21 protein-coding genes are annotated in these 22,292 nt (G+C 72.1%); 8 read left to right on the top strand and 13 right to left on the bottom strand.

Annotation, left to right across the window (positions count from 1 at the left end):
- Positions 1-3: 3 nt before the first annotated feature.
- Positions 4-438 carry a rhodanese-like domain-containing protein gene (locus AB0M97_RS24235; protein ID WP_365963056.1) on the top strand — a complete coding sequence of 145 codons (435 nt, stop codon included), beginning with the start codon at positions 4-6 and terminating at the stop codon, positions 436-438.
- A 56-nt stretch (positions 439-494) separates the two neighbouring features.
- On the opposite strand, the gene recX is transcribed toward AB0M97_RS24235, so the two are convergent.
- Both recX and recA read right to left on the bottom strand, forming a co-directional pair.
- Positions 495-1,328, bottom strand: a complete 834-nt coding sequence (gene recX, locus AB0M97_RS24230; RefSeq protein WP_365963054.1) for a recombination regulator RecX — start codon at positions 1,326-1,328, stop codon at positions 495-497.
- 3 nt (positions 1,329-1,331) lie between these two features.
- Entirely contained in the window at positions 1,332-2,456 is a 1,125-nt protein-coding gene (recA, locus tag AB0M97_RS24225; RefSeq protein ID WP_365963053.1) for a recombinase RecA, read from the bottom strand.
- 326 nt (positions 2,457-2,782) lie between these two features.
- Between recA and AB0M97_RS24220 the strand changes: the two genes are divergently transcribed.
- Genes AB0M97_RS24220 through AB0M97_RS24205 form a run of 4 tightly spaced genes read left to right on the top strand, consistent with a single transcriptional unit; the run spans position 2,783 to position 7,321 of the window.
- On the top strand, positions 2,783-3,535 hold the full coding sequence (locus AB0M97_RS24220; protein WP_365963098.1) for a TnsA-like heteromeric transposase endonuclease subunit: 753 nt from the start codon (positions 2,783-2,785) through the stop codon (positions 3,533-3,535).
- Positions 3,535-5,598, top strand: coding sequence for a Mu transposase C-terminal domain-containing protein (locus tag AB0M97_RS24215; RefSeq protein ID WP_365963097.1), 2,064 nt, complete (start codon positions 3,535-3,537; stop codon positions 5,596-5,598). Before AB0M97_RS24220 ends, AB0M97_RS24215 begins: the two co-directional genes overlap by 1 nt.
- Complete coding sequence (locus AB0M97_RS24210; RefSeq protein WP_365963051.1) at positions 5,583-6,638, top strand: TniB family NTP-binding protein; 1,056 nt, start codon at positions 5,583-5,585, stop codon at positions 6,636-6,638. Before AB0M97_RS24215 ends, AB0M97_RS24210 begins: the two co-directional genes overlap by 16 nt.
- Positions 6,635-7,321, top strand: coding sequence for a hypothetical protein (locus tag AB0M97_RS24205; protein ID WP_365963050.1), 687 nt, complete (start codon positions 6,635-6,637; stop codon positions 7,319-7,321). The genes AB0M97_RS24210 and AB0M97_RS24205 overlap by 4 nt, the downstream gene beginning before the upstream one ends.
- Positions 7,322-7,388: 67 nt before the next feature.
- On the opposite strand, the gene AB0M97_RS24200 is transcribed toward AB0M97_RS24205, so the two are convergent.
- Together AB0M97_RS24200 and AB0M97_RS24195 are read right to left on the bottom strand one after the other, a co-directional pair.
- The gene (locus AB0M97_RS24200; RefSeq protein ID WP_365963049.1) at positions 7,389-8,678 is read right to left on the bottom strand and encodes an AI-2E family transporter; all 1,290 of its coding nucleotides are present in this window, start codon (positions 8,676-8,678) and stop codon (positions 7,389-7,391) included.
- A gap of 105 nt (positions 8,679-8,783) precedes the next feature.
- Positions 8,784-8,978: a DUF3046 domain-containing protein gene (locus AB0M97_RS24195; RefSeq protein WP_365963048.1), complete on the bottom strand. Its 195-nt coding sequence runs from the start codon at positions 8,976-8,978 to the stop codon at positions 8,784-8,786.
- 78 nt (positions 8,979-9,056) lie between these two features.
- Between AB0M97_RS24195 and AB0M97_RS24190 the strand changes: the two genes are divergently transcribed.
- Complete coding sequence (locus AB0M97_RS24190) at positions 9,057-9,251, top strand: hypothetical protein (protein ID WP_365963100.1); 195 nt, start codon at positions 9,057-9,059, stop codon at positions 9,249-9,251.
- A gap of 76 nt (positions 9,252-9,327) precedes the next feature.
- Here the strand turns inward: AB0M97_RS24190 and AB0M97_RS24185 are convergent, their stop codons facing one another.
- The 3 genes from AB0M97_RS24185 to AB0M97_RS24175 are packed head-to-tail and all read right to left on the bottom strand — an operon-like array spanning position 9,328 to position 11,401.
- The gene (locus AB0M97_RS24185; protein WP_365963047.1) at positions 9,328-9,636 is read right to left on the bottom strand and encodes an AzlD domain-containing protein; all 309 of its coding nucleotides are present in this window, start codon (positions 9,634-9,636) and stop codon (positions 9,328-9,330) included.
- Positions 9,633-10,520: an AzlC family ABC transporter permease gene (locus AB0M97_RS24180; protein ID WP_365963046.1), complete on the bottom strand. Its 888-nt coding sequence runs from the start codon at positions 10,518-10,520 to the stop codon at positions 9,633-9,635. The genes AB0M97_RS24185 and AB0M97_RS24180 overlap by 4 nt, the downstream gene beginning before the upstream one ends.
- The gene (locus AB0M97_RS24175) at positions 10,499-11,401 is read right to left on the bottom strand and encodes an AraC family transcriptional regulator (RefSeq protein WP_365963045.1); all 903 of its coding nucleotides are present in this window, start codon (positions 11,399-11,401) and stop codon (positions 10,499-10,501) included. Before AB0M97_RS24175 ends, AB0M97_RS24180 begins: the two co-directional genes overlap by 22 nt.
- Before the next feature lie 246 nt (positions 11,402-11,647).
- Here AB0M97_RS24175 and AB0M97_RS24170 point away from each other — a divergent pair, with 246 nt between their 5' ends.
- Together AB0M97_RS24170 and AB0M97_RS24165 are read left to right on the top strand one after the other, a co-directional pair.
- Positions 11,648-16,708 carry an ATP-dependent helicase gene (locus tag AB0M97_RS24170; protein ID WP_365963044.1) on the top strand — a complete coding sequence of 1,687 codons (5,061 nt, stop codon included), beginning with the start codon at positions 11,648-11,650 and terminating at the stop codon, positions 16,706-16,708.
- An 83-nt stretch (positions 16,709-16,791) separates the two neighbouring features.
- On the top strand, positions 16,792-17,634 hold the full coding sequence (locus AB0M97_RS24165) for a DNA-formamidopyrimidine glycosylase family protein (RefSeq protein ID WP_365963043.1): 843 nt from the start codon (positions 16,792-16,794) through the stop codon (positions 17,632-17,634).
- Positions 17,635-17,812: 178 nt separating this feature from the next.
- On the opposite strand, the gene AB0M97_RS24160 is transcribed toward AB0M97_RS24165, so the two are convergent.
- From AB0M97_RS24160 to rimO, 6 genes are all read right to left on the bottom strand, one after another.
- Complete coding sequence (locus AB0M97_RS24160; protein ID WP_365963042.1) at positions 17,813-18,112, bottom strand: hypothetical protein; 300 nt, start codon at positions 18,110-18,112, stop codon at positions 17,813-17,815.
- A gap of 183 nt (positions 18,113-18,295) precedes the next feature.
- On the bottom strand, positions 18,296-18,766 hold the full coding sequence (locus AB0M97_RS24155; RefSeq protein ID WP_365963041.1) for a DNA starvation/stationary phase protection protein: 471 nt from the start codon (positions 18,764-18,766) through the stop codon (positions 18,296-18,298).
- 213 nt (positions 18,767-18,979) lie between these two features.
- Positions 18,980-19,360, bottom strand: a complete 381-nt coding sequence (locus tag AB0M97_RS24150) for a helix-turn-helix transcriptional regulator (protein WP_030616674.1) — start codon at positions 19,358-19,360, stop codon at positions 18,980-18,982.
- A gap of 109 nt (positions 19,361-19,469) precedes the next feature.
- Positions 19,470-20,015: a CinA family protein gene (locus tag AB0M97_RS24145; RefSeq protein WP_365963040.1), complete on the bottom strand. Its 546-nt coding sequence runs from the start codon at positions 20,013-20,015 to the stop codon at positions 19,470-19,472.
- On the bottom strand, positions 20,012-20,791 hold the full coding sequence (gene pgsA / locus AB0M97_RS24140) for a CDP-diacylglycerol--glycerol-3-phosphate 3-phosphatidyltransferase (RefSeq protein WP_365963039.1): 780 nt from the start codon (positions 20,789-20,791) through the stop codon (positions 20,012-20,014). The genes AB0M97_RS24145 and pgsA overlap by 4 nt, the downstream gene beginning before the upstream one ends.
- On the bottom strand, positions 20,788-22,248 hold the full coding sequence (gene rimO, locus AB0M97_RS24135; RefSeq protein ID WP_365963038.1) for a 30S ribosomal protein S12 methylthiotransferase RimO: 1,461 nt from the start codon (positions 22,246-22,248) through the stop codon (positions 20,788-20,790). The genes pgsA and rimO overlap by 4 nt, the downstream gene beginning before the upstream one ends.
- Positions 22,249-22,292: the final 44 nt, after the last annotated feature.

Raw genomic sequence — 22,292 nt, 5'->3', positions numbered from 1 at the left:
ACGGTGAACAGTGAGGGAGTGGAGCTGCCGGTGACGAGCGGTACAGGTCAATCGCCGCTCGGCATCGACGCGTTGCTGGAGCGCGTACGGGGCGGCTATGAGCGTGTCGGGCCTCGAGAGGCCTACGAGGCCGCGCGTGCCGGGGACGCGCTGCTCGTGGACATCCGGTACGCGGCCCTGCGCGAGCGGGACGGGCTGATCCCGGGCGCCCTCGTGGTCGAGCGCAACGAGCTGGAGTGGCGCCTCGACCCCCGCGGCAGCCACCGCGCCCCCGAGGCGACCGGCCACGATCTGCGGATCGTCGTCGTCTGCAACGAGGGGTACGCCTCCAGCCTGGCCGCGGAGTCCCTGCACCGGCTGGGACTGCACCGGGCGACCGACCTGGTGGGCGGCTTCCAGGCGTGGCGGGGGGCGGGATTGCCGGTGGTGACGGGGTAGGGGTGCGGGTGGTGCAGCGAGGAGGGCCGGTGGGCCATGTCTCGGCCCACGTGCCGTCAGTAACCGTCCTCCGGCAGGAACTCCGTGTCCTCCCCCTCCTCCTCCAGCGCCTGGCGGACCACTCTCAGGGCCATGCCCTCGGGGTAGCCCTTGCGTGCGAGCATGCCCGCGAGGCGGCGCAGGCGCTTGTCGCGGTCGAGGCCGCGGGTGGCGCGCAGCTTGCGGTCCACGAGTTCGCGCGCCGTCGCCTCCTCCTGCTCGGAGTCGAGCTGGGAGACGGCCGCGTCGATCAGCGTGGAGTCGACGCCCTTCGTGCGCAGCTCCCGGGCGAGCGCCCGGCGGGCCAGGCCCCGGCCGTGGTGCCGGGACTCGACCCACGCGTCGGCGAACGCGCTGTCGTTGATCAGCCCGACCTCCTCGAACCGCGACAGCACCTCCTCCGCGGCCTCGTCCGGGATCTCCCGCTTGCGCAGGGCGTCCGCGAGCTGTCTGCGCGTGCGCGGGGTCCCGGTGAGCAGGCGCAGGCAGATCGCCCGTGCCTGCTCCACCGGGTCCCCCGGAGGCGTCCCCTTCTCGGCCCTCGACGAGGAAGAGGCACCCCCGTCCTCACCGGACGGCTCCCCGCGGCCCCGCCTGCGGCTCCCCCGTGAGCCGTCCGCGCCTCGGGTACCCCGTGCGCCGCCCCGGCGTCTTCCGCCCGAGGCGCCCGCACCGTCCGGCCAGTCCTCACGTCCCGGCCCGTCACCGTACGGCTCCCCCCTGCCGTACGGCACCGTGCCGTCGTGCCCCCCGTTCGTGCCGCCGGCGGCGTCTTCCCCGTGTCCCCCGTGCGCGTCGCCGCCCGGCCCGGCAAAGCCCCCGTACTCGGCCCAGTCGGTTCGTCGTGTCACCGGTCAGCTCTTGGCTGCCGCGGCCTTGGACTTGGTGGCCTTGACCGCGGGGGCGGGCACCGCCGTGGCGGCGTCGGCCGGGACGGCCGGGGCCACGGCGTCCGCGCCCGGCTCGGCGGCCGGCTCCGCGGGACGCACACCGACGCCCAGCTTCTCCTTGATCTTCCTTTCGATCTCGTTGGCCAGGTCGGGGTTGTCCTTCAGGAAGTTGCGCGCGTTCTCCTTGCCCTGGCCGAGCTGGTCGCCCTCGTACGTGTACCAGGCGCCGGCCTTGCGGACGAAGCCGTGCTCCACGCCCATGTCGATCAGGCCGCCCTCACGGCTGATGCCGTGGCCGTAGAGGATGTCGAACTCGGCCTGCTTGAAGGGGGGCGCGACCTTGTTCTTGACGACCTTGCAGCGGGTGCGGTTGCCGACCGCCTCCGTGCCGTCCTTCAGGGTCTCGATGCGGCGGATGTCGATGCGCACCGAGGCGTAGAACTTCAGCGCACGGCCGCCGGTCGTGGTCTCCGGGGAGCCGAACATCACGCCGATCTTCTCGCGGAGCTGGTTGATGAAGATGGCGGTGGTCTTGGACTGGTTGAGCGCGCTGGTGATCTTCCGCAGGGCCTGGCTCATCAGACGGGCCTGCAGGCCGACGTGGCTGTCGCCCATCTCGCCCTCGATCTCCGCGCGCGGGACGAGCGCGGCGACCGAGTCGATGACGATGAGGTCGAGGGCACCGGAGCGGACCAGCATGTCCACGATCTCCAGGGCCTGCTCGCCGTTGTCGGGCTGGGAGAGGATGAGGTTGTCGATGTCGACGCCGAGCTTCTTCGCGTACTCGGGGTCGAGGGCGTGCTCCGCGTCCACGAACGCGACCTGGCCGCCGGCCTTCTGCGCGTTGGCCACGGCGTGCAGCGTCAGCGTGGTCTTGCCGGAGGACTCCGGTCCGTAGATCTCCACGACGCGGCCGCGCGGCAGGCCGCCGACGCCGAGGGCCACGTCGAGCGCGGTCGACCCGGTCGGGATGACCTCGATGGGCTCCTTCGTACGGTCACCCATGCGCATGACCGCGCCCTTGCCGAATTGCCGTTCAATCTGTGCGAGCGCGGCATCGAGAGCCTTCTCGCGGTCGGTTCCTGCCATGGGTTCCACCCGATTTGCTTGAGTCGATCGCTTCACGTCAAAGACGCTAACGCCTGCCACTGACAATGCGCCCCGACGCACGTCCGGCCTGTGGATAACCCGGGTGCATCCCCGTCGGAAACGGGGCGAAGTGCCCGTCCAGAGCCTTGCCGGAGCCTCCATAAGAATGGATGTTCGATTTTCGTGTCAAGCGCGCCACGCGGGTGTCCGCGGGGCCGTCGGCAGGTGTCCTGTGCCAGCGAACCTTGATCATTGCCTTCGAACCTTGATGATCATTAGGTTTGTGCCATCGAAGTTTGAGTGGCATGAAGTGCTGGTCGGCAGGGGTGGCAGTGGGGGAGCTTGCGGGGGCGTACGCGGATCCGGATCTGGGGGCGTTTGACCTGGGATTTGTGGAGGATGGCGTACAGGTGCAGCGGTCGTTGGCCTCCTGCTGGGACATCCGCTTCGAGCGGGTCATGCCGGTGAGGCCGTTCCACTGGCCCAAGGGCGGGAAGAGCTTCGCGGGCTGGTACTTCTGCGCGACGACCGGTGACCACATCGGCTACGAGTCGTGGCTGGAGCGGGACCGGCTGATCCTTCTTGACGCCGATCCACACGTCGTGGGGATCGCTTCGCAGCCGTTCTGGCTGCACTGGCACGACGGTGAACGCGGACGCCGTCACGCCCCTGACTACTTCGTACGCCTCGCGGACGGGCGGGCCCGGGTTGTCGATGTCAGGGCCGCTGATCGTGTCGACGATGCGACGGCCGAGGCGTTCGCCGCGACGGAACGCGCCTGCCAGGCGGCTGGCTGGGAGTTCCTGCACACCGGTGTCCCCGACCTGGTGCTGATGGCGAACATGCGGTGGCTCTCGCGCTACCGCCGACGCCGATGTCTGCGCCGGAACGTCGCTGACCGCCTGCTGAAGGTCTTCGAAGAGCCGGGACCGCTGCGAGAGGGGGCAGCGCAGGTGGGTGATCCGTTGTTGGTGCTGCCGGTGCTGTTCCACCTGCTGTGGTCCGGCGTCCTGAAGTCGGACGTGAACTCGCAACTTCTGGGGTCGGATTCGATGGTGCACGCGACGGGAGAGCTGTGATGGGGCGACTGGTTCGGCCGGACAGCCTGGCGGTCGGGGAACGGGTCCGGTTCGACGGGCAGGTCCGCCTGGTCCTGGCTGTCTCGGGCCGCTCGGTCACGCTGTCGGACATGGCCGGCACACCGCGGGCCGTTCCGCCCGCCTTGCTGTTCGCCGACGACGACTTCGAGGTGGTGGACAGCTCGGGCCGCATGCCGCTGCCGCCGGTGTCGCTGCTGGAGACGCTGCCGCAGGCGACGCTGGAGAAGGCTCTGTGGTGGGAAGGCCACATCTTGGAGGTCCTCAACGGGCTGCCGCCGGACGCTGCTGCGGCCACCGAACCGAAACCTCAGTACGTGCCGTCGCGTTCGCTGACCGCCCGGGAACGCGCGAAGGCGACAGAGCTGACCGCGGCTGGGCACAAGGTGAGTGCGAGTACGGTCGGCAACTACCGTCGACGCTACGAAACGTCCGGTGTTCTGGGGCTCGCTGATCACCGGCCGGTCCGCAGAACACCGAAATACGGCACGATCGACGACGCGGTCGTCACCGCGATGCGCCAGGCGATCGACGAGGCCACCGACGCCTCCACCCGCACCGGCACCTTCCTGCTCTGGCGGACCGAACAGATCCTCAAGGCCGGCCAGGACGATGGAGAGGTGTTGTTGCCGTCGCGCCGCACCCTCTATCGGCTGCTCGACAAGCTCACCACCGGCACCCACGCCACCGGCTCGGCAACAACCCGCAGGTCACGAGCCCATGGAGCGAAAGCGCCGTTCAGTGAACTGCCCGCGTTCGCACCGGGCGAGGTGATGCAGATCGACTCCACCCCGCTGGACGTGCTGGTCCGCCTGGACGACGGCGTGGTGGGCAAGGTCGAGCTGACCGGCATGATCGACGTCGCGACCAGGACGGTCACCGCGGCGGTGCTGCGGCCGACGACGAAAGCGGTGGATGCCAGCGTGCTGCTGGCCCGCACGGTCACCCCTGAGCTGATGCGGCCGGGCTGGGTCGATGCCCTGAAGATGTCCCGCTCGGTGCTGCCGCACCGGCGGCTGCTGAACATTGACGAGCGTCTGGAGCGCGCCGCCGCCCGCCCGGTGATCGTCCCCGAGATGATCGTCTGCGATCACGGGAAGGCGTTCATGTCGCGGAACTTCCTCGCCTCCTGCCGCTTCCTCCAGATCGATCTCCAGCCCGCGCACAAGGGCTCGCCCTTCGAAAAGGGGCACATCGAGAAGATGCTCGCCTCCGTGGGCTCCCTGTTCACACAGTTCCTGCCCGGATTCACCGGCAACACGACCGATCGCCGCGGCCGGCACCTGGACAAACAGCCGTTGTGGTCACTGCTGGAACTGCAGGAACTGCTGGACGAGTGGATCGTCGCCAAGTGGCAGAACCGTCCGCACGACGGACTGCGCGACCCTGCCGCCCCGGGCCGCTCGTTCACGCCGAACGAGAAGTACGCCGCGCTCGTCGAAGCCTGCGGCTACGTCCCGGTCGCGCTCACCGGCGACGACTACGTCGAACTGCTGCCGACGCTCTGGCGCGCGATCAACGACTACGGCATCACGATCAAGCGCCGCACCTACGACAGTCCCGTCCTGGCCCACCTGCGCCGCCAGTCCTCCGGCGTCAAGGAGAAGAAGGGACTCTGGGAGGTCCACCACGACCCCTACGACATCTCCCGGATCTGGGTACGCGACCACCATGCGGGCCACGGCTGGATCGAAGCCACCTGGAAACACCTGCACCGCGTTCCGGTCCCCTTCGGTGAACTGGCCTGGGACCACGCCGCCCAGAGCCTGCCCGAGGCCACCGAGACAGAGATCGCTGACGCGGTCGCCGCCCTGCTGGACAAGGCCCACGCAGGCCCTGCCCAGCCGAAGAAGCCGAAACGGACCGCTCGGGACAAACGCGTTGCCGCTCGCACCCACGTCGCCCACCCCAACTCCCCAGCCCCTGCTGCCCCGACCGAACCGGCCGCTAGCCCACAGACGGCCGAGGAGGACACCGAGGCGCTGGCCGACGTAATTCCGCTGGGCCTTTTCAACCCGCTCGAAGACCCATGGAGACGCACATGATCCCGCCTGGTCACATAGCCGACACCGTCGCGAACACGGACGATGACCAGGCCGGTTACCAGCTCACGACACTGCAGGGATGGCGCGGCTTCACCGCCGAACCGCCGCCTCCGCCTGTGCTGCTGAGCGAGGACGAGTACGAGCTGCTGCCGCCGACGCAACGGCTGCGCTACGACGAGGAACGTCTCGACCACCACGCCCGGCTACAGGTCGTCGCGACCTCCACGGTCCGGCACACCGTCACCTGCGGCCGTCGCCTGATCCTGCTCAACAGACACGCGATCAGCGCTCGCCGAGGGCTGATCGTCTCCGGGCCTGCCGGCACCGGAAAGACCATTGCCATAACCCAACTGGGGCGGGCACACGAACTCCTGGACAGGTCCAGAAACCCGCACGCCACCGGCCGCATCCCCGTCCTCTACATCACCGTCCCACCCGCCGCGACCGCACGCATGATCGCGGCGGAGTTCGCCCGGTTCCTCGGCCTTCCGTTCCGACGCAGTTCCAACATCACCGACATCGTGGAAGCCGTCGTCGGCGTCTGCACGGACACCCGCACCGGCCTCGTATTGGTCGACGAACTCCACAACATCTCGCTCACCAGCCGGGCGGGCGCAGAGGTCGCCGACACCCTGAAGTACTTCTCCGAACGCATCCCGGCCACGTTCATCTATGCCGGCATCGACATCGAGCACTCCAACCTGCTTTCCGGCACTCGCGGCCAGCAGATCGCCGGCCGGTTCACGCTCATCCCCACCGCCCCGTTCCCCTACAACCAGGAGTGGAAGGGCCTCATCAGCACGCTGGAGGACACGCTCCTGCTTCATCGCCATCAGCCCGGCAGCCTCTCCTGCCTGGACCGCTACCTGCACGACCGGACCGGCGGCATGATCGGCGCGCTCTCTCACGCGATCCGCGGAGCCGCGATCGACGCCATCCTCACTGGCACCGAGGCCATCACCGAGAAGTCCATCGCTGCGATCCCCCTGGACCACCTCACCCAGTCCCAGTCACGCACCACCACCCGCACTCGCCGGTGACCGGCACCCTGCCGAAAACGCTGTTGCCCCTACCCGTCAACGTCCGGCCCCGGCTCGGCGAAAGCACCGTTCACTACGTCCAGCGCCTCGCCCACGCCAACCACCTCAAACCGACCCACCTCCTCAACATCCTCAACGGCCCGCTCGCAGCAAGGTCTGCCGCGGCCGTGGACATCGACAAACTGGCCGCCCTCAGCGCACGCTCCACGACCACACTGAAGATCACCCTCGCGGACATCGGTCCGCCGCTACTGCCGGTCAACACCCTGCCCGACATCCGACTGGCCCGGCTCGCCGCCAGGAGATCCAGCCGACGAAGCTCCAACATCATCGGCCAGATCAAGCACGACGCCCTCAGGAACAAGGGCAGCCTGCATCAGATTGCCGACGCGTGGGGACTGCCGCACTGGCTCATCAAGAAGATCCTCAGTCCGGCGTTCCCCGACATGAACTCGATCATCATCGGCCGGACAACCCACCTCTCCGACGAGCACTACTCCTTGATCGCCGCCCTCTATCGCCAGGGCGTGACTCCCGGCCAAGCATGGCGTGACCTCGTCGACAACCACGACACCTGGATCACTAGCGCCGTCGTCCTGCGGCAGTTCCGCGCATTCGACCAAGAGCGAGGGAACGTCATCCCCTCATGGCGAAGGAGACCTACACCACTCAAACTTCAATGACACTCGCTCAAGGTTCGATGGCACAGGACAGCAGGGGCCGTGCGGGCCCTCTCGGCGAGGGCCGGCGTCAGGTGGTTCCGCTCCCGGGATCTTCCCCGGGCCCGTCTCCGGAGCCCTCCGTCGGCCTCTCCGCCCCGGGTCGCCCCGCCCCCGGTCGCCGCCTCCACGCGCGCCGCACGCGGGTGAGCGCCCGGGGCCCGGCGGAGCCGCGCCGGTGGCCGTGGACGCGCGGGTCGTCCGTGACGGTGTACCGCTTCACGTACGCGCCCAGGAACGCCTGAAGCGTGGCGACCGCGGGGATGGCGACCAGGGCGCCGACCGCGCCGAGGAGGGCCGTACCGGCGACGACCGACCCGAAGGCGACCGCCGGGTGGATGTCGACGGTCTTCGCGGTCAGCTTGGGCTGGAGCACGTAGTTCTCGAACTGCTGGTAGAACACGACGAACAACAGCACCCAGAGCGCGTACCAGGGATCGACCGTGAAGGCGATCAGCATGGGCAGGGCGCCCGCGAGGTAGGTGCCGATGGTGGGGATGAACTGCGACACCAGGCCCACCCACACGGCGAGCACGGGCGCGTAGGGCACGCCCAGGAACTCGAGCAGAACGTAGTGCCCGATACCCGAGATGAGGGCCATCAGGCCGCGCGAGTACAGGTAGCCGCCGGTCTTGTTCACGGCGATCTCCCACGCGCGCAGCACCTCGGCCTGCCGCGCGGGCGGCAGCACGGAGCACAGGGCGCGGCGCAGCCGGGGGCCGTCGGCGGCGAAGTAGAACGAGAACAGGGTGATCGTCAGCAGCTGGAAGAGGCCGCCGAGGACCTGGGCGGACACGTCGAGGACGCCGGTGGCGCTGTTCTGCACGTAGTTGCGCAGCCAGTCGGAGCGCAGCAGGCCCTCCTGGACGTCCACGCGTCTGAGCTCGGTGTGGAAGTGCGTGTTGATCCAGTGGATGACGGAGTCGATGTAGCCGGGGAAGCCCTCGACCATCTTGATCAGCTGGCCCGCGAGCATGGAGCCGAGCATGGTGACGAAGCCCGCGGCGACGACGATCACGGCGAGGAAGACCAGAGCCGTGGCCAGCCCTCTGCGCAGCCCGCGTGAGGCCATCCAGCTGACCGCGGGTTCGACGGCGAGGGCCAGGAAGAACGCGATGAGGATGTTGATCAGCAGGCCGGTGAGCTGGTGGAAGGCCCAGCTGCCGAGCTGGAACACGGCGACGAGGGCGAGCGCGAGGACCATCGCGCGCGGCAGCCAGCGCGGCATGCGGGCACCGCCCTCAGGCGGCGGGCCGGGTGGCGTCGGACCGGACGGGGGCGCTTGCCGGGTCGCCTGCCCGGTCTCGTCAGTGGGTGCCACGGTGCAAGTCTCGCCCACGCCGCCGACAACCCGCCGCCCCGGCCTCGGAAACCTCGCGCTCCGGCGCCGCCCGTGCCCTCGCCGGCCGGGCGCGGACTGCGCGGCTCAGCGCTTGTCCTGCGGCACGTCCATCACCGCGCAGACCACCCGCCACACGTCCTTGGCCTCCCAGCCGGCGGCCAGCGCCTCGTGCACCGTGCGCCCGCCGAGCTGGGACATCACGTGGTCGCGCGCGAACATTTCGGCGTAGCCCGGACCGAAGTGATCCGCCATCCGCTCCCAGAAGACCGTCAACCGCATGCCCTCAGTATCCCGCCACCGGGTGTGGGCCTGCGGCGGGACCGCTCGCCGGTGCCGCTTTCCGCCTACGGTCGACCCATGGGCGAAACCGGAGCTTCCCCCCCCCGGACGCCCCCGGCGCACTCCCCGCTCGCGCGCGCCGAACGCTTCCTCTGGCTCACCGCGCGCGTGCTGGAGCGGCACCTCTTCGCGTACCACTTCCGGGAGGGCGCGGCCGGCCGATCCGCCGGCGCCCGTGGGCGGCGGTCCCCGCGGGAGCGCGCCCCCTGGTGACGCCGGAGGCCCTGCGCACGCTGCGGGCGTACGGCCGCGACATCGGCTGACGGCAGCCACCCCGCCTGGGCCCTTGTCACCCGCCCAGCGCCCGCACCCCCGCCGTCACGAGCACGGCCGCCGCGACGACGGCCAGGAACGGTGCGCGCAGCACCAGTGCCACCGCGGCGGCGGCGACCCCCGCGGCACGCGCGTCCAGCACCAGCGTCTGCCCGTCGGCGAAGGTCTGCTGGGCGGTGAGAGCGGCGAGCAACGCGACCGGCAGCAGCGCGGCGAGCCGCCGCACGAGCGGTCGTTCCAGGACGCCCGCGGGCACCAGCAGGCCGGCGAGCTTGACGGCGTAGCAGCCGAGGGCGGTCAGGCCGATCGCGATCCAGATGTTCAACGGTCTTCCTCGGACGGGTCGTCGTGGTCACTGGACGGGGCGTGACGGTCGCCGGACGGGGCATCGTGGTCACTGGACGGGGCGCCGTGGTCATCAGACGGGGCGTCGTGGCCGTCGGACGCGCGGTCGGGGGCTTCGGGCCCGGCGTGGGGCGCCTCGGGCAGGTCGTCGTGTGCGCGGCGGCGCCCGTGCGCCCACAGGACGGCCGGGGCGGCGAGCGCGGCCACCAGGACGGGCACCCCCGCGGGCAGCAGCGGCAGCAGGCCGAGCCCCAGCAGGACAGCGAGTCCGGCGACGGCCCGCTCGACCCCGCTGTGGAGCATCGGCGCGAGCAGCGCCAGGAAGACAGCGGGTCCGGCGGCGTCCAGGCCCCACGCGTCCGTGTCGCCGATGGCCTCGGCGCCCAGCGCGCCGAGCAGGGTGGTGAGGTTCCACAGCAGGTACAGGCTGAGCCCCGTCACGGCGAAGCCGATCCGGGCGCTGCGCCGGGTCGGCTGGGCGAGCGAGACGGCGGTGGTCTCGTCGATGACCCACTGGGCGGCGAACGGCCGCACCGCGCGCGGGAGGGCGAGCAGCTGCGACAGCCGCAGCCCGTAGAAGGCGTTGCGCACGCCCAGGAAGAAGGCCCCGGCCGCCGCCGTGAACGGGCTGCCTCCGGCCGCGAGCGCCCCGACCAGCGCGAACTGCGAGGCGCCGGTGAACACGAGCAGGCTGAGCGCGCAGGTCTGCCAGAGCGACAGCCCGCCGCCTGCCGAGGTCACCCCGAAGGCGAACCCGGACAGTCCGACCGCGATCCCCACACCGAGGGCGTCCCGCACGACGGCCCTGTCCGGCTTGTCCCCGCCTTCGTCACATATGTCTGCTACTGCTGTTTGTTCTGCCACGCGTCGGACGGTACGAGGAGCCGCCGCCGCGTGTCTTGTACGTTCTTGCGCTCACGCCGGTAGGCGCCCGGGGGGACTCCGACGATGCGGGTGAAGTGCCGGTTCAGGTGCGGCTGGTCGGTGAAGCCGACGGCGACGGCGGCCTGCGCGGGTGTCGTTCCGGCGTCGAGCAGCCGCCGCGCGTGACGGACCCGGGCGTCGGTCAGCCAGGTGTGGGGCGGCATTCCGTAGGCGTCCCGGAAGGCCCGCAGCAGCGCGAACGGGCTGGTGCCGAGATCCGTGGCGAGCTGTTCCAGGGTGGGCGGCGCGGCCATCCGGTCCTCCAGCACGGCACGCGCGCGTGCCGCGATGCGGGCTCCGGCCGTCCGCACCGCCCGCTGCGGCAGCGGACCGCCGTTCAGCCTCAGCAGTTGTGTCACGGCGACCCGCAGCAGGGTGTCGGCGGCCAGCGCGTTGCCCTCGTCGGTGGCCCGCAGCACCCGGTGCACCAGCGCCACCGCGTACGGATCGTCCAGCACCGGCCGCACGAATCCGGGCGTCCCCCGCAGTGTGGTCGCCTCGGCGGCTATCGCGGCCACCACGTCGGGCGACGGGTAGACCGCGCCGTACCGCCAGCCCTCGGGCACCCCGGCCCGGCCGGTGTGCGGCGTGTCCGGGTTGACCAGTGCGAGCGCCCCGGCCCCGGCGTACTGGTCGCCACCGCCGTGGTGGAACACCTCGACGCCGTCGGCGATGGCGGCGATCACGAAGTGCTCGTGGGTGTGGCGCACGAAGGTCTTGCGGATGTAGCGGGCCCGCAGCAGGTCGACGCCGGGCAGGTCGGCGTAGTGCCAGTGCCGCGCCTGCTCGCCGGATACCGCCATGCCCTCATTCTCGGCCATGCGGGTACGCCACGGTCCGGCCGGAGCCACCGCGGCGGCCCGGTCCGCCTGACGCAGGCACCATGGCGACCGGTCCGGGCCCGACCAATGGCGCCGACCAGGGCCGAAGGCAGCCCGACGGCCACGCTCACCCGGTCCTGGGGAGCCACCACGGCCCAGCGGGGCCCACCGGCGCCCGAGCAGCCGTTCCCGCACCCGTTCGCCCAGCTCACGCCCATTGTCAGTGGCCGGGTGCACGATGGACGCATGGTCAGCTCCGCACACCGAGCCCTGGACGGCTTCTCCCCCGCGACCCGCGGCTGGTTCTCGGGGGCCTTCTCCGCGCCCACCGCGGCCCAGGCGGGTGCGTGGCAGGCCCTCCGCGAGGGCTCGGACGTGCTGGTCGTCGCCCCGACCGGCTCCGGCAAGACGTTGGCCGCGTTCCTCGCCGCCCTGGACGACCTCGCGTCCACCCCGCCGCCCGCCGACCCGAAGAAGCGCTGCCGCGTCCTGTACATCTCGCCGCTCAAGGCCCTGGCCGTCGACGTCGAGCGCAACCTCCGCAGCCCGCTCACCGGCATCCGCCAGGAGTCGGTGCGCCTGGGCCTGCCCGAGCCCGAGGTGAAGGTCGGCATCCGCTCGGGCGACACCCCGGCAGCCGAGCGCCGCGCCCTGTCCACACGCCCGCCGGACATCCTGATCACGACCCCGGAGTCGCTGTTCCTGATGCTCACGTCCGCCACGCGCGAGGCGCTGACCGGCGTCGAGACGGTGATCCTGGACGAGGTGCACGCGGTCGCGGGCACCAAGCGCGGCGCGCACCTCGCGCTGTCCCTGGAGCGCCTGGACGAGCTGCTGGCGAAGCCGGCCCGCCGCATCGGCCTGTCCGCGACGGTTCGTCCCGTGGACGAGGTGGCCCGCTTCCTGTCCCCGCGCCGCAAGGTGGAGATCGTCCAGCCGGAGTCGGGCAAGGAGTTCGCCCTGTCCGTCGTCGTCCCGGTGGAGGACCTGGGCGAGCTGGGCGGCTCCCCGGTCGCCGACGGCGCGGAGGGGCAGGAGCGCCCGTCGATCTGGCCGCACGTCGAGGAGCGCATCGCCGACCTCGTCCAGTCGCACCGCTCGACGATCGTGTTCGCCAACTCCCGCCGCCTCGCGGAGCGCCTGTGCAACAGGCTCAACGAGATCGCGTACGAGCGTGCCACCGGCGAGACCCTGGAGGAGCACCACGCGCCCGCTGAGCTGATGGGCGGCTCCGGGGCCGCCCAGGGCGCCCCGCCGGTCATCGCGCGCGCGCACCACGGCTCGGTCTCCAAGGAGCAGCGCGCCCTCGTGGAGGAGGACCTCAAGGCGGGCCGGCTTCCGGCGGTGGTCGCCACCTCCAGCCTGGAGCTGGGCATCGACATGGGCGCGGTCGACCTGGTCGTCCAGGTCGAGTCGCCGCCGTCCGTCGCCTCGGGCCTGCAGCGGGTCGGACGCGCGGGACACCAGGTCGGCGCGGTCTCCACGGGCGTCGTCTTCCCGAAGTACCGCGGCGACCTCGTGCAGGCGGCGGTCGTCACCGAGCGGATGCGCAGCGGCGCCATCGAGTCCCTGAAGGTCCCGGCCAACCCGCTGGACGTGCTCGCCCAGCAGCTCGTCGCCATGACCGCGCTGGACACCTGGCAGGTCGACGACCTGCTCGCCACGGTCCGCCGCGCCGCCCCCTTCGCCTCGCTCCCGGAGTCGGCGTTCACGGCCGTCCTGGACATGCTCGCCGGCCGGTACCCGTCCGACGCCTTCGCGGAGCTGCGCCCGCGCGTGGTGTGGGACCGCGTGGCCGGCACGGTCACCGGACGCCCGGGCGCGCAGCGCCTCGCCGTCACCTCCGGGGGCACGATCCCCGACCGCGGCCTGTTCGGGGTGTTCCTGGCGGGCGCCGACCCGAAGAAGGGCGGCGGCCGGGTCGGCGAGCTGGACGAGGAGATGGTGTACGAGTCCCGGGTCGGGGACGTGTTCACGCTCGGCACCAGCTCGTGGCGCATCGAGGACATCACGCGCGACCGCGTGCTGGTCTCCCCGGCCCCGGGCGTGCCGGGCCGGCTGCCGTTCTGGAAGGGGGACCAGCTGGGCCGCCCGCTGGAACTCGGCCGCGCGCTGGGTGCCTTCCTGCGCGAGGTGGGCTCCCAGCCCAAGGAGGACGTCCGTCCGCGCCTGCTGGCCGCCGGGCTGGACGCCTGGGCTGCCGACAACGTCCTCGCGTACCTGGAGGAACAGCGCGAGGCCTGTGGCCACGTCCCGGACGACCGCACGATCGTCGTCGAACGGTTCCGCGACGAACTGGGCGACTGGCGGGTCGTCGTGCACTCACCGTTCGGCGCCCAGGTGCACGCCCCGTGGGCGCTCGCCCTCGGCGCCAGGCTCTCCGAGCGGTACGGCATGGACGCGCAGGTCATGCACGCCGACGACGGCATCGTGCTGCGCCTGCCCGACGCGGACCTGATGGGCCTGGACCTGCTCGACCAGGAGCCCCGTAGGGCCGGCACGGAGTACGACGCCGACCAGGCCCCGCTCGGCGCGGCGGACGTCGTCTTCGACAAGGGCGAGGTCGACCAGGTCGTCACCGACCAGGTGGGCAGCTCGGCCCTGTTCGCGGCCCGCTTCCGCGAGTGCGCGGCCCGCGCGCTGCTGCTGCCGCGCCGCAACCCGGGCAAGCGCACGCCGCTGTGGCAGCAGCGCCAGCGCGCCTCCCAGCTGCTCGAAGTGGCCAGCGAGTTCGGCTCCTTCCCGATCGTCCTGGAGGCCGTCCGCGAATGCCTCCAGGACGTCTTCGACGTCCCCGGGCTCGTGGAGCTGATGGGCGACCTGGAGGCCCGCAAGGTGCGCCTCGTCGAGGTCACCACCCCCGAGCCGTCCCCGTTCGCCCGCTCCCTCCTGTTCGGCTACGTCGCCCAGTTCCTGTACGAGGGCGACTCACCGCTCGCCGAGCGCCGCGCCGCCGCCCTGTCGCTGGACTCACGGCTGCTGGCCGAGCTGCTGGGCCAGGCGGAGCTGCGCGAACTGCTCGACGCCGAGGTCCTCACCGAGCTGGAGCGTGAGCTGCAGTGGCTCACCGAGGACCGCCGGGTGAAGGACGTCGAGGGCGTCGCCGACCTGCTGCGGATGCTGGGCCCGCTCACCGACGCCGAACTCGCCGCGCGGGGCGCCGACCTCCAGTGGGCCCGGGAGCTGGCGTCCGCCCGCCGCGCCATCCGCGTGCGCGTCGGGGGCGCCGACCACTGGGCGGCGATCGAGGACGCGGGACGGCTGCGCGACGCGCTCGGCACGGCCTTGCCGGTGGGCGTGCCGGAGGCGTTCACGGAGCCGGTCAAGGACCCGCTCGGCGACCTCCTCGCGCGCTTCGCCCGCACCCACGGCCCGTTCACGTCGGCCACGGCGGCGGCCCGTTTCGGGCTGGGCGTGGCCGTCACCGACGGCGCGCTGCACCGGCTGTCGGCGGCGGGCAGAGTCGTCCAGGGCGAGTTCCACCCGGCCGGCATCGGGCAGGAGTGGTGCGACGCGGCGGTGCTGCGCCGGCTGCGCCGCCGCTCGCTGGCCGCCCTGCGCCACGAGCTGGAGCCGGTGCCGCCGCCCGCGCTCGCCCAGTTCCTCCCCCAGTGGCAGCACATCGGCAAGGGCCACACCCTGCGGGGCGTCGACGGGCTGGTGCGCGCCGTCGAACAGTTGCAGGGCGCGTCCGTACCGGCGTCGGCCCTGGAGAAGCTGGTCCTGCCGTCCCGCGTGGCGAACTACACCCCGGCGATGCTCGACGAACTCACCGCGGCCGGGGAGCTGGTGTGGGCCGGGGCGGGCGCGCTGCCCGGCAAGGACGGCTGGATCTCCCTGTACCTGGCGGACGCGGCACCGCTCCTGCTGCCTCCCCCGCACCCGCTGGAGCTGACGGCCCTGCACCAGTCCGTCCTGGACGCGCTGTCCGGCGGCTACGGCCTGTTCTTCCGTCAGATCACCGACCAGGTCCGCGCCACCACCCACCCCGACGTCACCGACCCCCAACTGGCCGACGCGATCTGGGACCTGGCCTGGTCGGGACGGCTCACGAACGACACGCTCGCACCGCTGCGCGCCCTGCTGGGCTCGGGCCGCACCGCCGGTTCCACGGCCCACCGCGCCAAACGGGCCGCACCGCGCGGCCGTTACGGCTCCCTGACGGCCGGTGCCCGGCCCGCTTCCCGCAGCGGCCCACCGACCGTCGCCGGCCGCTGGTCGCTGCTGCCGGACCGCGAGCCCGACCCCACCGTGCGCGCCCACGCGCTCGCCCGCACGCTCCTCGACCGGCACGGCGTGGTGACGCGGGGCGCCGTGGCGGCGGAGGGCGTCGAGGGCGGCTTCTCGGCGACGTACCGCATCCTGTCCGCCTTCGAGGACAGCGGCCAGGCCCGCCGCGGCTACGTGGTGGAGGGCCTCGGCGCCGCGCAGTTCGCGACGGACGGCGCCGTGGACCGCCTGCGCGCGGTGGCGAACGCCCGCGAACGCGGCGAGACGGGCCCGACAGCACCGTTCACGCCCCCCGACGGCCGGACCGGCCGCACCGGTCACAGCAGCCACAGCAGCCACAGCCCAGGGGCCGGTTTCCCGCCCGGCGCCGTCGACCCCACGGCGTCCGACTCCCCCGACGGCTTCCCTCCCGCCGACCCCTTCGACCCCTTCGACCTCTTCGCCCCCGCCGGCCCGTCCAGCACCTTCGACGTCCCGGACTTCCCCCCGGCCCCCGGCACATACGTTTCCCCCCGGAACTTCGACACCCCGGGCGCCGGCGGCCCCCGGGGCGGCCCAGGCAGACCGTACGGCTCAAGCTCAAGCGCCGGACCGTACGGCTCAGGCACCGGCGCCGGACCGTACGGCTCAGGCGGCAGCCCTCACGGCTCCGGCTTCGGCGACCGCCGTACCCGCGGCGGCGCCGCCACCCGCGCCGTCGTCCTCGCCGCCGCCGACCCGGCGAATGCGTACGGCGCCGCGCTGCCCTGGCCCGAGCCGCCGACCGGCGCCGGACACAAGCCGGGGCGCAAGGCGGGTGCGCTGGTGGTGGTGGTCGACGGTGAGCTGACGCTCTACATGGAGCGGGGTGGCAAGACCCTGCTGGCCTGGCCCAGCCACGCCGACGGCGACGCCACCGACGACCCCCGGCTGCACGCGGCGGCGGAGGCCCTGGCCGCCGCGGCCCGCGCGGGCTCCCTCGGCACGGTCACGGTGGAGCGGGTCAACGGCGCCTCGGCCCTGACGTCCCCGCTCGGCACCCTGCTGGAAGCGGCGGGCTTCATCGCCACCCCGCGCGGCCTGCGGCTACGGGCATGACGGCGTTCCCCCAGCAAGCCCGCCCCAGGCCGACCGCACCCCACCACGCCCCGCCCCGCACCCCGCCATGCCACCCTTGACCCATGCCCGAAGGTGACACGGTCTGGCAGGCGGCGAGGCGGCTGCACGTCGCCCTCGCGGGGAAGATGCTGACCCGCAGCGACCTGCGCGTGCCCAAGTACGCCACGGCCGACCTCACGGGCCGTGCCGTCCTGGACGTCACCCCGCGCGGCAAGCACCTCCTGACCCGCGTCGAAGGCGGTCTCACCCTGCACTCGCACCTGAGGATGGACGGCTCCTGGAAGGTGTACGCCCCCGGCGAGCGCTGGAGCGGCGGCCCCTCGCACCAGATCCGCGCGATCCTCGGCACCGCCGACCGGACGGCCGTCGGCTACCGCCTCCCCGTCCTCGAACTGCTCCGCACCACCGACGAGCACCGCGCCGTCGGCCATCTCGGCCCGGACCTGCTGGGCCCCGACTGGGACGCCGAGCTGGCTCTGGCCAACCTCATGCGGGACCCGGCTCGCCCCCTCGGCGAGGCCCTGCTCGACCAGCGCAATCTGGCCGGCATCGGCAACGTCTACAAGTGCGAGCTGTGCTTCCTGCTCGGCGTCACCCCGTGGCTCCCCGTCGGCGAGCTGCCCGCCGAGCGGGCGGCACAGCTCCCTCGGCTCGCGAAGCGGCTCCTGGAGGTGAACCGTGACCGTCCGATCCGTGCGACGACGGGCCGCCGCGGCCCGGACCTGTTCGTGTACGGGCGCGCGCCCCGACCCTGTCTGCGCTGCCGGACGTCCATCCGGGTGGCCGACCAGGGCGACGGCTCGCGCGAACGCCCCACCTACTGGTGCCCCACCTGCCAGAGCGGCCCCACGCCCCGCCCCCTGGCCCCGTCGGCACTCCGCACCCGCCCACACCCACCCCGCTGAAGCAAGCCCCCTAGGTCACGCCAGGCCCTCCCCAGAGCCCCGCCTACACCGGCCGCCCCCGCCCGAGGAGCCAGTACCCCCACCGGCCCCCGCCCGGGGAGCCAAAACCCCCACCGGCCCCACCCGGGAGCCCCGCCGGCCCCGCGCTGGGACCGTACCCCTCAGGTCCCGCAAAGGCTCAATCCCCACCCTTGGCACTTTCCTCCCCACCAGTCGTCCCACGCCCCTCACCCCCGGCATCCCCCACCGGTCCTGCACCCCCACCCCAAGCCGCACGCCACCGCCCCCCGCCCAGCGCTCCCGGAGCCCGCGCCTTCGGCACACAGTGCACCGGCAACAGGCTCAGCCCCCAGCCGCCCGCCGCGACCGCACCCTCCAGCACCCCCGCGTCGGGCGCCAGCGCGAGCCGCAGCGCGCCCCACCACCACAGCGCCCCGGCGCCGAGCGCGACCCCCCAGCACACCGTCCGCCCCGCCATGGCAGCCACCTCCGGCCCGACGCTAAAGGGCGGCCACAGCCCGCCGAAAGGGCGCACCGAGGGCACAGGAGCGCACCGTACGCCCCGGACGCACCGAGACCGCCGAGACCACCCGGGCCACGGCAGCCACCGGGACCACCGCAGCCACAGAAGCCATCGCGCGCCCGGCCACCGCCACAGGAGTCACCCGTTCTCGGCCTGGAACATCCACCTCTGCTTCTCGAGATCGGCCGTGATCCCGATGAAGATGTCCTGGCTGACAGGGTCCGGCTCGGCGGTCGCGTCGATCCGCGCCCGCATCCGCTCGATCACCGCTGTCAGCGCGTCCACGAGCGCCCGCACGGCGGCCGTGTCGTCGACCCATCCCTCCGGCGTGACGCCGATGCCGCTGCCGACGGCCACGGTGGCGGCCCGCCCGTCCGGCGGTACGCCCAGGGCGGCGGCGCGCTCGGCGACGGTGTCGGAGTGCGTCCGGGCGAGGTCCACGACCTCGTCCAGTTGCAGATGCACGGAACGGAAGCGCGGCCCGACCACGTTCCAGTGGATCTGCTTGGCCACCAGGCCGAGGTCCACCAGGTCCACGAGGCCGCCCTGCAGCGCCTCGGACACGGTCTTCAGGTCCGCGTCGGACAACGGGCTCTTCACGACGTACATCCGCACCTCCGTCGGTTCAACCCCCGTGATGTCCTCTCCACGATGACCGCCACACCGCACACCGGCAAATGGGGAATACCGACCGATCACTCAGAAATCCGGGCATACGAAAACCCCGACCGCATCCCAGGGGACTCGGCCGGGGCCTCGGACGTCTGTGCCGGCAGACGACGCCTCGCGTCTCACCCGCGCACCGCTACACGCGGGCACGGTTCACGCGGCGACGACGTCCACGGCTTCGCTGGGCGCCTTGATGGTCACCCGTTCCGGTGGCACACCGGTCACCGACACGGAGCCCAGCATCGGACGCACCGGCGTGGGCACGGGCTCGCTCGGGGTGGCCGCAGCAGACTGGGCCAGCTCGGCGAGGGCGAGTTCGTCGCTCACTTCCCGCATGAGCTCGGACATCCGTACGTCCAGCGCGTCGCAGATGGCGGAGAGCAGCTCGGAGGAAGCCTCCTTCTGCCCCCGCTCCACCTCGGAGAGATAGCCGAGTGAGACTCGGGCGGACGAGGAGACTTCGCGCAGAGTACGGCCCTGGCGCTGGCGCTGCCGACGCAGCACGTCACCCAGCAGGCGACGGAGCAGAATCATCGGTGGCTCCCTCCTCGGACCGCGTAGCCGCATCCTTCTCGCCCCACCGTACCGCCTCGCGCCGCGGCCGTGCGGGGAGCGATGTCGTGTTCACTCAGGGCTGCAAACATCAAAACCCCCCGTTCCGTTCCGTATCCTGTGCCCGCTCATTCCCAGTCTGTTCGCTCGCAAGCTCCCCAACGAGGAGTGCGAGCACGCTCCGTACACTCTCCATACGAATTTCCGCGCGATCGCCGTTCAACCGCAGCGAGGTCACTTTCCTGCCGCCGGTGGTGTCCGAACCGGCGCCGAAGGGGCCGTCGACCGCCACGAACACCGTGCCGACGGGCTTGCCGTCCTGGGCGTCCGGGCCTGCGACGCCGGTGGTCGCGATGCCCCAGTCGGTGCCGAGCATCCTGCGCACTCCGGCCGCCATCTGGGCCGCCACCTGCGCGTCCACCGCTCCGTACGAGGCCAGCAGGGCGGGGTCGACGCCGAGCAGCTCCTGCTTCAGTTCAGTGGCGTAGGCGGTCACCGAACCGCGGAAGACCTTGGACGCCCCGGGCACCGAGGTGATCTCCGCCGCGACCAGCCCGCCCGTCAGCGACTCGGCGACGGCGAGCGTCTCACCCCTCACGGTCAGTAGTCGCACCGCCTGGGCGGCCGGGGAACTCACGCTTCCTTCTCCTCCAACGCCGCCTTGCGCTCGGCGATTCCCTGTCGCCGCAGCACAATGGCCTGTCTCACATAGTCCAGCCCGGTCACGACGGTCAGCACGACCGCCGCCGCCATCACCCAGAATCTCAGGGTGGCGAGCCACCCGGTCAGTGCCAGCACATACATCCCGACGGCGACCCCCTGGGTGAGGGTCTTCAGTTTGCCGCCGCGGCTCGCCGGGATGACGCCGTAGCGAATGACGAGAAAACGCAGCAGCGTGATGCCGAGTTCCCGGCCGAGGATGACGCCCGTCACCCACCAGGGCAGATCGCCGAGCGCCGACAGGCAGATCAGCGCCGCACCCATGATCGCCTTGTCGGCGATCGGGTCGGCGATCTTCCCGAAGTCCGTCACGAGGTTGTACGTACGCGCCAGGTGACCGTCGAACAGGTCGGTGATCATGGCGATGGCGAACGCGGCCCAGGCGAGCGAGCGCCACGCCGGGTCGTATCCGCCGTCGGCGAGCATCAGCGCGACGAAACCCGGCACGAGGATCAGCCGGAGCATCGTGAGCAGGTTGGCGATGTTCCAGACGCTGGCCTGGTTGACGGCCGCCGCCGCCAGCTTCCCGCCCCGCGCCGGCTGCGCGCCGACCCCACCAGCTCCAACGGCACCAGCGCTTTCGGCGGCGGCACGCCCCCCGGCGGTACCGGCCCCTTCACGCGCGGACGTGTTCCCCGTGGCCCTCCGCGCACTGGAGGAGCCTCCCGCCGCGGACGCCGGTACTCCGGTCATGTGCCCGCCTCCTCACCACACGCGAACGGCTCGGCCACCAGGTCGACGCCCTCCGTGGCGACCACCTTCGCCTCGACCATACGGCCCACGCTCAGACCCGCGCCGCCCGTCAGCAGCACCTGGCCGTCCGTCTCGGGCGCCTGGTGCGCCCCGCGGCCGTACACGCCCTCCGTCTCGTCCACCGACTCGACCAGCACGTGCACGGTCTCCCCCAGCCGTTCCTCGGCGCGCTGCGAGACCAGCTCCTCCGCGAGCCGGGAGACCCGCGCGAGGCGCTCGGCGACGACCTCCTCGTCGAGCTTGTTGTCGTACGTCGCGGCCTCGGTGCCCTCCTCGTCGGAGTAGCCGAAGACGCCGATGGCGTCCAGGCGCGCGTGGTTCAGGAACCGCTCCAGCTCGGCGAGGTCGGCCTCGGACTCACCGGGGAAGCCCACGATGAAGTTGGACCGCACACCGGCCTCGGGCGCCTTGCTCCGGATGGTGTCGAGCAGCTCCAGGAAGCGGTCGGTGTCGCCGAAGCGGCGCATCGCGCGCAGCACGTCGGGCGCGGAGTGCTGGAACGACAGGTCGAAGTAGGGGGCGACCTTCGGCGTCGAGGTGAGGACGTCGATGAGGCCGGGCCGCATCTCGGCGGGCTGGAGGTAGCTGACGCGCACCCGCTCGATGCCGTCGACCCCGGCGAGCTCGGGCAGCAGCGACTCCAGCAGGCGGATGTCGCCGAGGTCCTTGCCGTAGGAGGTGTTGTTCTCGGAGACCAGCATGATCTCCTTGACGCCCTGCTCGGCCAGCCACCGCGTCTCGTTCAGTACGTCGCTCGGGCGGCGGGAGATGAAGGAGCCGCGGAAGGACGGGATGGCGCAGAAGGTGCAGCGCCGGTCGCAGCCGGAGGCGAGCTTCACGGAGGCGACCGGGGAGCCGTCGAGCCGGCGGCGCAGGGGCGCGCGGGGGCCGGACTGCGGGGCCAGGCCCTCGGGCAGGTCCGCGGGCGCGCCGTGCCCCGGCAGCGCCACGTCGGCCGCCGACTGCCGCTCGGCGGGGGAGATCGGCAGCAGCCTGCGCCGGTCGCGCGGGGTGTGCGCGGCGTGGATGCCGCCGCTCAGGATGGTCTGCAGACGGTCGGAGATGTCCGCGTAGTCGTCGAAGCCGAGGACGCCGTCGGCCTCGGGGAGGGCCTCGGCGAGTTCCTTGCCGTACCGCTCGGCCATGCAGCCCACGGCGACGACGGCCCGGGTCCTGCCGTGGCCCTTGAGGTCGTTGGCCTCCAGGAGGGCGTCGACGGAGTCCTTCTTGGCGGCCTCGACGAATCCGCAGGTGTTGACGACGGCGACGTCCGCTTCCTCGGCGTCCTCGACGAGCTGCCAGCCGTCCGCCTCCAAACGGCCTGCGAGCTCCTCCGAGTCCACCTCGTTACGGGCGCAGCCAAGGGTGACAAGTGCGACGGTACGGCGTTCAGGCATGGGCTCAAGACTACTTCGTCCCGCCGACACCCCATGTCGACGGG

Origin of the sequence: Streptomyces sp. NPDC051207 (assembly GCF_040682395.1) — a bacterium.
Classification (GTDB): domain Bacteria; phylum Actinomycetota; class Actinomycetes; order Streptomycetales; family Streptomycetaceae; genus Streptomyces.
Note: the sequence above shows the minus strand (reverse complement) of the source record. Positions and strands in the feature narration are given on the sequence as shown.

Coding starts and splice junctions, on each gene's coding strand:
- recA (WP_365963053.1), bottom strand. CDS start 2,456: ATGGCAGGAACCGACCGCGAGAAGGCTCTCGATGCCGCGCTCGCACAG.
- AB0M97_RS24215 (WP_365963097.1), top strand. CDS start 3,535: ATGGGGCGACTGGTTCGGCCGGACAGCCTGGCGGTCGGGGAACGGGTC.
- AB0M97_RS24210 (WP_365963051.1), top strand. CDS start 5,583: ATGGAGACGCACATGATCCCGCCTGGTCACATAGCCGACACCGTCGCG.
- AB0M97_RS24195 (WP_365963048.1), bottom strand. CDS start 8,978: ATGCGGTTGACGGTCTTCTGGGAGCGGATGGCGGATCACTTCGGTCCG.
- AB0M97_RS24190 (WP_365963100.1), top strand. CDS start 9,057: ATGGGCGAAACCGGAGCTTCCCCCCCCCGGACGCCCCCGGCGCACTCC.
- AB0M97_RS24175 (WP_365963045.1), bottom strand. CDS start 11,401: ATGGCCGAGAATGAGGGCATGGCGGTATCCGGCGAGCAGGCGCGGCAC.
- AB0M97_RS24170 (WP_365963044.1), top strand. CDS start 11,648: ATGGTCAGCTCCGCACACCGAGCCCTGGACGGCTTCTCCCCCGCGACC.
- AB0M97_RS24165 (WP_365963043.1), top strand. CDS start 16,792: ATGCCCGAAGGTGACACGGTCTGGCAGGCGGCGAGGCGGCTGCACGTC.
- AB0M97_RS24160 (WP_365963042.1), bottom strand. CDS start 18,112: ATGGCGGGGCGGACGGTGTGCTGGGGGGTCGCGCTCGGCGCCGGGGCG.
- AB0M97_RS24155 (WP_365963041.1), bottom strand. CDS start 18,766: ATGTACGTCGTGAAGAGCCCGTTGTCCGACGCGGACCTGAAGACCGTG.
- AB0M97_RS24150 (WP_030616674.1), bottom strand. CDS start 19,360: ATGATTCTGCTCCGTCGCCTGCTGGGTGACGTGCTGCGTCGGCAGCGC.
- pgsA (WP_365963039.1), bottom strand. CDS start 20,791: ATGACCGGAGTACCGGCGTCCGCGGCGGGAGGCTCCTCCAGTGCGCGG.
- rimO (WP_365963038.1), bottom strand. CDS start 22,248: ATGCCTGAACGCCGTACCGTCGCACTTGTCACCCTTGGCTGCGCCCGT.